General features: G+C 32.2%; 7 protein-coding genes. All 7 read right to left on the bottom strand.

All coding sequences use genetic code 11. From position 1 onward, the window contains the following. Nucleotides 1-666 precede the first annotated feature (666 nt). Nucleotides 667-1,986 (bottom strand): hypothetical protein, encoded by a 1,320-nt coding sequence (locus ABES52_RS14895; RefSeq protein ID WP_429651963.1) that lies wholly within the window; start codon nt 1,984-1,986, stop codon nt 667-669. A gap of 4 nt (nt 1,987-1,990) precedes the next feature. Continuing rightward, nucleotides 1,991-3,994 carry an ATP-binding protein gene (locus ABES52_RS14890; RefSeq protein ID WP_429651962.1) on the bottom strand — a complete coding sequence of 668 codons (2,004 nt, stop codon included), beginning with the start codon at nt 3,992-3,994 and terminating at the stop codon, nt 1,991-1,993. Between the two features lie 19 nt (nt 3,995-4,013). Further along, complete coding sequence (locus ABES52_RS14885) at nt 4,014-4,811, bottom strand: DNA adenine methylase (protein WP_429651961.1); 798 nt, start codon at nt 4,809-4,811, stop codon at nt 4,014-4,016. A 584-nt stretch (nt 4,812-5,395) separates the two neighbouring features. Continuing rightward, nucleotides 5,396-7,990 carry a DEAD/DEAH box helicase family protein gene (locus ABES52_RS14880; RefSeq protein ID WP_429651960.1) on the bottom strand — a complete coding sequence of 865 codons (2,595 nt, stop codon included), beginning with the start codon at nt 7,988-7,990 and terminating at the stop codon, nt 5,396-5,398. Further along, nucleotides 7,983-9,794 (bottom strand): site-specific DNA-methyltransferase, encoded by a 1,812-nt coding sequence (locus ABES52_RS14875; RefSeq protein WP_429651959.1) that lies wholly within the window; start codon nt 9,792-9,794, stop codon nt 7,983-7,985. The genes ABES52_RS14880 and ABES52_RS14875 overlap by 8 nt, the downstream gene beginning before the upstream one ends. After that, entirely contained in the window at nt 9,781-12,678 is a 2,898-nt protein-coding gene (locus ABES52_RS14870) for a UvrD-helicase domain-containing protein (RefSeq protein ID WP_429651958.1), read from the bottom strand. The genes ABES52_RS14875 and ABES52_RS14870 overlap by 14 nt, the downstream gene beginning before the upstream one ends. Nucleotides 12,679-12,923: 245 nt before the next feature. Next, on the bottom strand, nt 12,924-13,037 hold a 114-nt coding region (locus ABES52_RS14865; protein ID WP_429651964.1), incomplete at its 5' end, for an IS3 family transposase.

Here is a 13,037-nt window from a genome sequence, read left to right as displayed (position 1 = left end):
ATTTTATCACCGTTGTTGACAGAACCATCCTTTCGGGGAAATTTTTGAGAGGATATAGGTGAATACGATTTTATTAAAGCGGAATGAAGAAGGAAAATCAAGATTCTAAACAGAATTTTCTGGATAAAAATAGAAAGAGAGCCGAGTGATTTTTTGAAATATTACGGACTCTCTTTTTCTGATAATCTAATCATCTTCGACATACTTCGGGGCATGCAAGGGACCGATTACAAGGCTTATCCTGTTCTCCATTTTTAAAATTCTCTCTCGATTTTTCTGACTCCACATACAACCCATTCGAATCTATATTTGTTATCCATATTGGTTCGTTAGAGCTTAATGTGAAAATACAATCTACCTGTTTTGCAAGTTCAATTAATAGATTATCTAGCATCTTTCCCACCACAATTCCAAATTTTCCTTTATTTATATTATCAAATTTTTTCGAAATAAAAAACACATGCAAAAGTTGAAATGCATGTGTTGAAATAATTAAGAGAACCTAATCATTTTACTATTCTAAGCTAATTCTAATAATAAATCCTATTTTTTCCAGATGCGCAAGGTTATTACTACTAGAAGACTTTCTTTAAACAAAAAGAGTAACGGCAGAAATATTGTGTAAGGACTTATTGGTAGCATATTCACATCCTTAAAAAAATTTTACTATTTAACAATACTTGCTTCCGAAAACATCTCTAATGTTTTTGCAGATGGATATGTTGATAAAGAAGAGACACCATGTGCCAGTACGATAGGTAGAAGTGCACCTTCATGAAGGTTACTTATAATACTTGGTAAAGTAGCTACTATATCTCTTAAGGCTATTAATTTTTCTGGATCTGGATTTTCTACACATTCTCCTTTTTCTCCAGTAGGTATGTTTAGAACTAACGAATTATATTTATCTAATTTTACAAAAACCTTTGCACCATAATTAGTATGCTCTCCATAAATTCCTATTGCATTTGATTGTTGAATTTGATTTCTTATATACTTATTATCTGGTAGAAAAATAGAATGCAAAGGAGCTTCACCTCCAATAAGTTGAAGGTGATCAAAGAAAGCACCGGATTTTTCTTGCCCAATTAATGCTATTTCAACACCTTGCTCTTTGGCATATTTCATAAAACGGCGAATAGGAGCAGATAATTTAGACAATGTTGCTCTAAGTGAAAGAGGCCCGTCCTTAACAATTAGGCATCTATTTAAGACCTCACGTCTATTTTCCCAATAATATCTAACAGGAGTTAACATCATAAGTGTTTCATGTATTGACATATAATCAGACGCTATTTGAGAAGGTGCAAAATCCTCGTTCATATTAAAATGTAACCCGAACAAATCCGAAATAAAAATTTTTTTGCGGCAATTAGAGCATACACCAACGTCCTTATCCAATGGTAGTTTAGCAACTTCTTTATTACAGTGAGGACACCCAAATTCTTCAGTATATGACTTTTGATTTAATGGATCCCACTTTTCAAACACTAACCATTTTAATGTATCCATTATTTCGCCGTTTAGTGATTCATCTTTTAAAGACTCATATAAAACTTCTCTAACTGTGTCGTAAACAGACTTATTAGGAACATTAACATGTCTCAAAGGAAATACAGTAGCATGATATTGTGCCGATTTTTTCATTAAATCTCTTAAGGCAAATGGATTAGGTGCATTCTTATCTAATCGCGATACTGCCACTTGGTCAACTTTAATTAATGCTGTTTTTACAAAAGCCAATGATTTGTAAGGTGGCTTTTTTCCTTCAAGAACCTGTAAAGATCCGTCTACAGCAAATATAATATCTCTAATCTTTCCTCCATCAGGTAACTCCAACCACTTTACACCCGTTACTTCTGGCTTATACTCTGGATTCTCAAAATTTTCACAAAGTTTTTTAACTAAAGGACTTTTTATTACATCAAGATGACCAATTTTACTAGCTTTTTGGGCAGGTAAACGACCTCCTCCTTGGTAAGGCATATAATTAACCCTCTTTCCTCTTAGCTTCAAACTTAATTGCTTGCATGGAAATTACAAAACGATGAGACCTTGTAAGCATTCGAATATATCCAGGAGTTTTAGCATTTAATATATCTTCCTTGAGACTCTCATAAGCAACATTTACTTTTGCTAGTTTATTAACATCATCCATTGATGCTAAATGTGCAACGAAGAAATTTTCTGTTTGTGCGAGCAGGTCATTGTTCACTGTTGTTGGAGATTGAGTTGAATACAACATACCTATATGGTACTTCGCTCCCTCTTTTGCAAAACGACGATAAATTTTCGTATTTTCATCATTATCATTAGGCGAAAATAGGTTATGCGCCTCCTCAAAGTATAGTTGGATAAAATGGTTTCCTAAAGCATTGTTACTGAATTTATCAGTTTGATGATTAAAGACAGCCTGAGACAGTCTTCTTGAAAAATATTGCATTACTTCTTCATTTGCATTACCTAGATCTAATATTACTGTTTTTCCATTATCCAAGAACTCTATTATTTCATTAATAAAGTCTCCCGCTCTACTATCGTGGTATTTTATAAAAGGCTTGAGTAAATCAGTGCCAGATCCAGTTTTAGGAGAGAGAAACTCTAATAATGTTTTATCGTCACTATCAAAATAAGGTTTATCACCACTAATTAATGCCTTATCATTAGGATTGTCTTGCAAAAACTTCTTTATTATCTCTAGTTCTCTTACTAAAGCATCTAGCGAGTTAGGTTGTGCTGGTTCCTCCTCGTGTACTGAATGCTTATATGCTTTCTTTCTTAATTCTGCTTTGAAACCTGGATTAAAACCATAAACATTCTTAGTATATGGTGCAATTTTTCTTAAATCTGTTTCGTTTATTGGAAAATTTGCTTTTTTAAGGATTGCCCAATACATTTGGAGTTTCCTAATTGCTCTTATTTTGTCTCCACCGTCTTTCATACCATTTATATCATCAATTGAGGGAATTTCAACACTCATAAAAGATTCAATATAGTTAGAGCTTTTTCCCTTCTCTTGTAAGAGGCTGTCAATAATTTTTTTACTACTTTGTGGATTCTCATAGAAGTTTATTTTTAGGGGTCTTGATGGAGTATTTTTCTTTGGTGTTAAAGCATATACCACACATCTGTCGGGATATGCTCCTGCTATAGATAAGTTACCATCTTGAGGGTTATCGTTGGCATACTCTCCATTAATATCAAATATCAATTGGCCTACATTGTTTGATTCTTTGGTAGTTTCTATTAAACTCTGAACAATTAATTTTACTACATTACTTTTACCTAAGCGTGTTTTACCAAACATCGCTGTTCTTGCACCCATAAAATCTTTAGTAGAAACTATGACATCTACATCTGGTTGCTTCTTTCCTGGCAGAGGCAATCTACACTCTGTTAAGCGTAATTTACCAATTTTAAAGTTATTTTCTTTTGGGACAATAGAATTCACAATAAGATCTAGTAATTCATCATCTGGAGCATAAACTTTATATTTATGAGCACTTACGAAGTTGTTCATGTCACCAGAGAATTCCATTTGATTTTCCTTATCAGGGTTTGGATAGAACATACCTAATACCCCTGTCTTTAACGCTCCCCATTGTAATTCAGCTTGAGTGAATACATCCAATTCAGGCATTGATTTTTTTTGAAGTTCAAAATATGTTTGTTGTGTTTCATTAGTTAAAGGTGTTGGTGCTGATTCAAGTACTCTTAATACAGTAAAGTGAGGAGTTATGCTCAAATTATTTTCTTCAAATGAAGACGGGCACATGATTAATAAGGAGTTTCTAGGGATGCCGCCAACAGCAATTTTGAAAGGGTCACTAGTAATAATTGTAACAGTATCGTACCCAATCTCTAATGCATACCCAACAAACCTCATTTCATCGTACTTCCCTGCGATTTCGTACATTCTTTCTCTTTCTAAGAAATCAGTTAATTTACGAATAGGATGATTATGCATTACAGCATCTTCTAAAAATGTTTTCATATCTATATTTCCTCCAGATTTAGAAGTTATATATTATTACTTCCTTTGAATCACTTGTCATAGCTCCAATCGATGAACCTGTACCTTTATTTATTTTATTTATATTGAATGATTTATATAAATCAGTTATATCTTTATGAGAAGAATTGGTCATTAACCACTTTACACCCCTATCTGAGGCTGATTTTAATGATTCAGATAATCGTACTTGATCATTAAAAGTAAACTTACCATTTGAATAATGAGCTTCATACATTTCTTTTTCTCCTGGCTTATAAGGAGGATCTAAAAATATAAAATCATTTTTCTTAGCAACTGCTATGATTTTTTCAAAATCACTGTTATGTATAGTAGCTTTTCTAAACCTTTTTGATAATTTTACTAAGTTTTCATGAGTAACAGCCCATCTTCTTTCTTCCCCACCATATCCAACATTAAATTTACCTTCCTTATCGTGTCTCCACATCCCCTTAAAACATGTTCTATTAAGATATAAAGTTCTTGCAGCCCTATAGTAAATTGGCTTTTTTTCAATTTGTTCATCCCTAATTTGATAATATGCACTTTTACCTGTTGGGAAGCTACAATAAATTTCCCATACCTTATGAGGATAGTTTCTTATTCCCTTATACAAATCAATTAACTCACTATTTAAGTCAGATAGAATAGCATTTTTTGGATTTACATATAAAAATACTGATCCCCCTCCAACAAAAGGTTCAATATACGTCCCTTGTATTGAATTTGAATTTGGTAAATATTCTGACAAAAAAGACAGCATACGTTGTTTACCACCCGGATATCTAAGAAATCGCATAATCTATACTCCCTTGTTATTTTTAAAAATAACACTCTTAAAATTCGATAAATTTGTAGTAATTCCTTCCATCTGATAGGTAAAAAATTATGATAAAATAGCCCTGTTGGGTGTATAGTTTTTTATTTCAAAATAAAAATAAACCTACTTCAAAAAAAGGTATACCACCTTTCAAAATCCTCTCTACTGTTTTGGTGCTCCAAACTTTAAATGACGGAAGTAAAGAAAAGATGTTAACAATATCTTTTTTTATTAACGCAAGCTTACAGCTAGACTCTAAACATGGATATACTTTTATTGTATCAATAAAACAAGTGTTTTTTCAACTAAATGACTGGGGACAATGTCCTATTAAAGCTTCTAAGAATATACTATCAAAAAAGTCACATACACAATATTCTTGTAGAACCGAGTTATGTAAAAAGATTTATATAATTTAGACAAATAATTATATCAATTTTATTGCTGAAAAAAAAACGCCAGATGGGTTCTGGCGTTAAGTATTTAGTAGGAGCAGTTTTAATTGGTATAATAACAGAATTAAATCAGTTATTATTTACCTATTAAATATGATTTATTAAATGTTAATATTTATAAGTTATTTGACTGTCTTTCATCATAAATGGATAAAAATGTTTCTCAACATCAGTTCCTTTTACAATATAATATTCCATTTGACTGGCCCCAGCCATTTCTGTTGCAGCTAGTTTTTTAGTTTCAACTAATGGATCGTCAATTTTGTTATCACCTTTGACTTCGACAATCAACCATGTTCCATCTTTTTTCTTGATTAAAAAGTCTGGATAATATTTGCGTACAAGATTTGATTCTAGATCAATATAATCTATCGCGAACTCTGTTTGGCCATGTGTTAGCATACCTGTAAAATAAATTTCCTGAACATCTTTATGGTTTACTAAATCTGTGAACAATATTTTTTCTGGTTTTGAATCAAAGCAGTACGTATCGAGATGAAAAGTCTTTGAAGTATATCTTGCCCCTTTCTCTTTAATAACTAAATCCTCTTTTGCGCGAATATAGTAGCATCCTTCTTTTGGTTCTTTTACTAATTCTAGCTCAACTTCCTCGGTAATTGTCTCCGGTTTGAGATTATACATAGCTTTAAATAAATAAGGAACAATACGATCATAAATGATTTCATTGTATTTATTGACATAACTTAAAATCTCATCAGTGCTTTGTTTGGCATTCTTGAGTATCTTCTCTATCTTTATACAACTCTCATTTAAATAGCGGGCGATTTCAGCTACAAGAGTGTAAAGGCTATATGTTTGTCTTTCGCGTAAATCGGTTATATCCTCGGTACGGCTAAATTGACTTACTAGTCCTTCCTGTACAGTGTGCATTAATTTATACATTTCCATATTCATATTTTCAAATTCAAAGTCAATTTTATCAATTTTCTCCCTACGTTCTAATGTATATAAATGTCGAATGCGTTTAATTGGAACTTTAACCTTTGGTGGTCGTACTTTTACTTGGTACAATTTTTTCCCATCATCTTGACCGCTGAGATCTTTCGTTCCAATCCTAAAGTTTTGTTGTAATTCTTCCTCTAATATCTGTTTATTTTCTTCTGATAAGTATATACTTGCTGTTTCTTGATTTGGGCCTATAGCTCGTAAACAACGCATTGTTGCCTGTAGAACAAAAACCTTTGATTTTGGTTTGCGATACATGGCAACGGCAAACAATGAGCGACAGTTCCACCCTTCCCGACCTTTGTTAACTAATAAAATAACTTGTTTTGTTGAAGAAGGGGAATCCAATAAGTTAAATTCGCGAATATCATCGTTTGTAGTAATTTTGGGATCACCGACATTAATTAACAGTACACTATCGGGTATGTTGAGTTCGTTTAAGACTTGTCTGACAATCGGTTCTAATTGATTTTTTACCTCATCAACTGTGCTACCAAAAAACGCTATTTTAGGTAACATTCCTTCGTAACGATGATTATTATATCTATCGAAAAAGTCTTTTAACACTAAACGAACATATTCAATTTCTTTCGGATTAGAATAACTGTGTAGTATAACTTTCTTCAAATATTTATTATTAATTGCTTCCCTTAGGCCGTAAGCATACACAACTTCTGGTAATAACTGACTTCCTATATAAGGTGTTCCAGTATAGTTATAGCATGCAACAACTCTTGTGCCTGCTTCTTCTAGACTTTTAGCCAATTCATTTATCGTTAATCTTAGACTAGTTTGAGATTTTTTTATCCCCATATCTTTTGCCAACTCATTACCAAAGGCGTGATGAGCTTCATCAACATAAATTCCTAATTGACCGATTCTCTTTAATTTTTCAAATCGTTGATTCGTCATTAAATCAGTATCATTTTCGATGTATATATCCTTTAGTTCCTCATAAACCCCTTGTAAATCAAACGACGAAAACAGACTATCCACAGGCGTTTTTTCTTTATGTTGCTTCTTTAAAATAATCTTCTGTGTATTTGAAATTATCAAATTATATTTAGAATTTTCAATAATGTTCAGGCTTGTTCCAGTATCTTCTAGAAAGTGTATTTTTAAATTGGCTTCTAACCATGAAACATACTCAGGCGGTACTACCTTTCGCTTATCAAATGTTTGAATTTCTCGTAAAGATTCTAAAACTGTTTTATCTGGTGCAAACACAAGGGCATTATGACAATAAAGTGGATCGTTGGGATATTTCTTTGCTAATAGAAATTCATAAAAGATACAAGTAGCCATTAAGATTGTCTTACCAGTTCCCATTGTTAAAGCAAAAATATAGTTTGGGAACTTTTCTTCCGCGAACTGCTTCATATTTTCGAATACAGCTTTATATGATTTTTCATCTAGGAACGTAAAACTTAGTTGTGACTCAGCAACTCCTAAAACATCTATGCGTTTCGCAAACTTATTTTTTTCATAGTACCAATCTTCAAATATATCATGCACTTTTGCGTTACCAAGATACTCCTTCAAAAAAATATACATTTCAAGCGCCTCAAATTGAGGCACTCGCAAAAATGATTGAGGATTTTCCGGACTGTTAAAATCTAGAAACTTTTTAGATAAACTTTTATACTCTGCACGAATGTTTCTTTTATTTTCTAAATAAAAGTAACGCAGCGCTTCGTAAAATGCAAAATCAACCTGCTGGGTTCTTTTTTTAGCCATTGTCTATTTCGACCTCCAATGACTCAGATAACAAATCAGTAATTTTCACTTTAATAGTTCCGGCATTTTCTGAAATATCATAAACTCCTTTTACTAGTTCATTTTTATCTGGCACATCAACGACGCTTGGTTCAAGAACAGCTCCATCGTAATTCCAATCGATCATGATTGAATCTACTAGTTCTCTCCAATCTTCGACATTTTCTCGTATTAAGCTTAACTTTTGTAATAAATTCATAGGATAAAATGATTTAATTACCAGTTTTCCGTTTTCGATTACAATATCTGCTTCTGCTTCACGCTTAAACTGCAAATCTTGTCTATCACGTAAAATATCAACAATCTCAATATCTAACTTATAAGGAACCTGTTTTTGCAAAAACGATTTTAAATCTGGTTCATGGCCCATACATACTAACAATAACTTCTCAACTGGTTGGTTAGGTCGTTCTTCCCTACGTTTTTCAAACAATTTATAATCAAAGTTTTGAATTAGCTCTCCTAAATCCGCTTTCGTTGTAATACGATTTATTGGCATAATTTTAACCATACGACCATCTAGCTCTCCATCATATAAAGAGTTGTGAGGTAACGGTTGAATTTCTAATGCTTCGATTAGCAACTCTTTCGCTTGTACAGGGTTTCTGAAAAATTCGTAATTGTTTACATTATAAACTTCGAATCCTGTTTTTAAGTCTGGATTCTCTCTCATAATATTTAGTAATCTTTTAGTAGTAGTTTGTATCGCCCCTAAATTAATATCACAGCCAATAAAGCGACGTCCCAGTTTCATAGCTACAGCTTGTGTTGTACCAGAACCCATGAAACAGTCAAATACAATATCTCCCGGATTACTTGCTACTTTTATTATTCTTTCTAATAAGGCTTCAGGTTTTTGAGTTGGATAGTTTTGTCTCTCAGGCGCAAAAGTACCCATTGCTGGAATATCATCCCAAAGGTTATCCATAGGTGTCCCTTTAGATTCATCTAAGTATTTCTTGTAAACAGGATATTTAGAGGTTGGGATAATCTTAGCTTCACCCGCTGCAATTAGCTTTTCTAATTTTTCTTGAGAGTATGTTTTCATAGGATTCCACTTAAAACGGCGTCCTTTCTCATCTACTTTATCGTACCTTTTTAATGCTCCTTCACTGTAAGGTCTGAACAATTTGTTAAAAATGTATTGTTCACTTTTACTGTACCAAAAAATTGTATCTGTATTTGTAGGAAATTTGTTAGATAGCCCTTTACTACTACCTGAATTAAACGTTCTTTTCCAAACAATTTCCCCACGGAAATTTTCCGTTCCGAAAATCTCATCCAAGATACATCTTAGCAAGTGACTTTTATGCCAATCACAATGTAAATATATAGATCCATCATTCGTTAATAATTCCCTTAACAAGATTAATCTTTCATACATAAATTGTAAATATTGGTCATTTGTCCATATATCAGAATACTGTTTTTCTTCAAAAGCTGAGTATTCATTCGTAAGTGTCTGGTTTTTTAATCTTATTTCTTTTTTATAATCTGCTTTTGAGTCAAATGGAGGGTCTATATAGATAAGCCGTATTTTCCCTCTAAAATCTTTTAATAAATGGCTCATAACTTGGAGATTATCGCCCCAGTAGATTTTGTTCATCCATCCATTTTCGTCATGTTGACCATGAATTTCTTTTAATTGAGCAGGATAATATGAAGTACTTTCAAAAGGGCGTTTTCCTTTCCAATGTAACATCGGATATCCTTTTATAGGTTCAAACTTAAAGTTATCAACATTTTGAGTTTTACTGTTTTCCACTTATTAATTCACCCTTCCTATCCTTATTATCACAGTAAAAACGCATGTCACAGTTTCGGCAATGCTTTTTTGGTCTTTTGGTGATAACGAAATCTCGACTTTCAATACGTTCAACAATTTTATCAAAAGTCTTAATTGTATTGTCAATGGAGGCGTTATTTTTTACAAAGGTGATATATGGATTTCCGCTTTGCTCACCAGTATAATATAGATGCATTTTGCTTACTTCTAGACCCATCCTTTTCTCTACTAAATGAGCATATACCTCCAACTGTTGCTTATAATGCTCGATACGATCTCTTTCATTAAATAGGTCTGGCTTTTTCTCAGATTTAAAGTCAATAATTTCAACTGTATCTCCTTCACCTTGTACTAAATCAATTGTACCGTTCAAAATATAATTATCCTTCACTAATGAAACTTCTACTTCCGCTTCCTTAATTTTGTACCAATTTTGTTTTTGATTTTCAACATAGCTTTTTATTTGTTGTAAAGCCGCTTCTTTTGTTGTTTCCATCAAATATACACGATTTTTTTGCACTAAATACATATAATTGGCATGAAACCATTCTTCTACCTTTTCAGGTGTAATTTTATGTTCTTCCCCTCTTAAAACCGCCTTATGAATATCTTCGATAGTCTGATGTACTAAACTTCCAAATACTGTCGTTCCTTGACGTACAGGTGCAAATTCCAATTCTTTAAAAAACTTATATTGCAATGCACACATATCATATAAGCTAATATGTGATGTAAAAGAATATTGACGTTTTATAATTACATCTTTCACTTTTTCTAATTTGATTTTAAATAAATCTATATCTCTCCATCTCGGTAAAGTACTATAGATATCAGCAAACTCTTTTGTTGGCACATTTCTCTGCCCACGCCTTTGTGCCTTTTGCTCTAAACATGTTAAAGCTAATACATTTTGTGCCCTGGAAAACGCCGTGTAATATAGCCTCCAAAAATCATAGTACTTTGTTTTTTCAATTGGTTCAAAAGGTTTTTTGTTATAATACTTATTTTGTAAAATAACGTCTAAATCGCTATATTGTTTCGTTGGTGTAGAATCTAATGAACCTACAATGACGATTGGAAACTCCATTCCTTTAGATTGATGAATTGTCAAAAATGAAACACACCCGCTTGGAGCATATTCAGAATCGTCTTCATATTCATTAATCCCACCATTTTGTAAATACCTTAAATAATTGTTAAAAAACATTTTTAAATGGTTCTCTAAATTTTTAGGGGTTAGTACAGATAAATTATGTAAATATTCATATTTACTTAGTAATTGTGAAAATAACGCAACATTACGAGCTTCTCTACTGTCATAGACAGAACCGTTATATTTATCAATAAACTTTTGAAATAGTGGGAACTGTAATAATTGATAAAATAATCCTGCAAAACCATAGTCTGTGTTTTCTTGTAAACTAGAATGCTCTTTCGCCTTTTTTACTACAAACTGAGCAAGTTCTTTATTTTCTTCTTTACGTAATTGATTTCCGAACTCTCTTAAACATTCATCACAATAATTCCAAATATCAAGTTCTATTTCATCGTCCCATTTTCGAAATTTTGAAATTTGCGGGAACATAAACATGTATGCTCCTATTAACAAACGAATTTCTTCTCGTTCAAAAAAAGCGTTTGAGCGTGGAGAATAAACTGGAATACCTTTACTTTCGAGAAAATCTGCCAGCGCTTTTACCTTTGGATTTTTAACTGATTTAAATAAGAAAGCGACTTGATTCCAATCCGTGAGTTGACCTTTATTTTTGAACATCATTAAAAATTCGTAAATCTCGTTAAACCAATTATCAATAGATCCTGTGCTTGACACTTTGACTACGGATTTTATATTTGGAAATTCTCCCACTCTCGGCTTAATTTCTTTTTCGTATCTAAAAATATTTCCATGTTTATCTGTCCAGTTTTTCTCTTCCATCCATTGATTATAAAATTCAATAATTGTTGGGTGAGACCGATAGTTGGTTGAAAGATTAACTTTTTGACATACTCCCTTAGGAAATTTTTTAGGAAACTCAAGTATGTTACGAATCGTCGCTCCACGAAAGCGATAAAGTCCTTGATCATCATCTCCAACAACACAAATATTTTGACGGCTGCCTGCTAGTAAAAAAATTAATTCTTCTTGGACAGTATTTGTATCTTGATATTCGTCAATCATTAAGTAGTGAATTTTTTCTTGCAATTTAGCAAGCACATCTGGATTATTTTTCAATAAATGCACAGTCTCACTCTGAATATTAGAAAAATCTAAAGCATTTTCTCTTTCAAGAATATCATGATAAGTTTTATAAATTTCTGCTAAGATACGTATAACTTTGTCCTGCGAGGATTCAAGTTTACTGATATCAACTAATTCCTCAGTCAGTTTATTAACCCATCCTAAAACTGTTTTAGCTTGATGCCATTTTGAAAGTTTTTCTGGAACAATTAATTCAAAATTTAGTATCTGAGTAAATTCTTTTATATTTTGATAAATTAGGTACTGCTGATCAAATTGGTCAAGTACTCGATAATTTTTCTTAAGCCGAGTATATTCTCGATTATCTTCCAAAATTCTCAAACAAATAGAATGGATAGTACCTATATACATCTCATTTAGATTAATAGAAATATTAGCATCATTTAATCGATTAGAAATACGAGTTAAAAGCTCCCTTGCCGCTTTCTCAGTAAAAGTGGCTATTAAAATATTTTCTGGATTAACATCTTTTGTTGTGATTATATGTTTTATTCTTTCAACAAGGGTAAACGTTTTGCCCGAACCAGGTCCTGCTATAATTAAAAGTGGTCCTTCAGTAGTATATACAGCTTGCTCTTGTAGAGGATTTAATGTTACTCCCATTTCATTCCCCCCATATAAAAACTAACTAATCATTTGTCTTTATTTAAATATAACAAAAATATGGATAAAAGTGGATTTCTTTCCTTTTACTGAATAGTTATTAATTCAGTAATATCACTTAATAAACTTAGCTATTCCATTATCTAATATGAACTTGATTGTTATTAAAATACATTTACTAAATAAAAAGACAGCCCTTTCTTTGAAGTGACCCCTGTCAAGTAGACAGGAATAAAAAAGCACACTTAAGCAGCCTGAGTCCTATATTCATAAGGACTCAGGTTATTTAATTTCTTTTGGAAACGTTGGTGGTTATAAAAACGAATGTATTTGTGTACGGCATCCTTGACCTCTTTGGC

Origin of the sequence: Aeribacillus pallidus (genome assembly GCF_050478865.1) — a bacterium.
In the GTDB taxonomy this organism is placed as follows: domain Bacteria; phylum Bacillota; class Bacilli; order Bacillales; family JACDOC01; genus JACDOC01.
The sequence above is the reverse complement of the archived record's forward strand: the minus strand, read 5'-3'. Positions and strand labels throughout refer to the sequence as shown.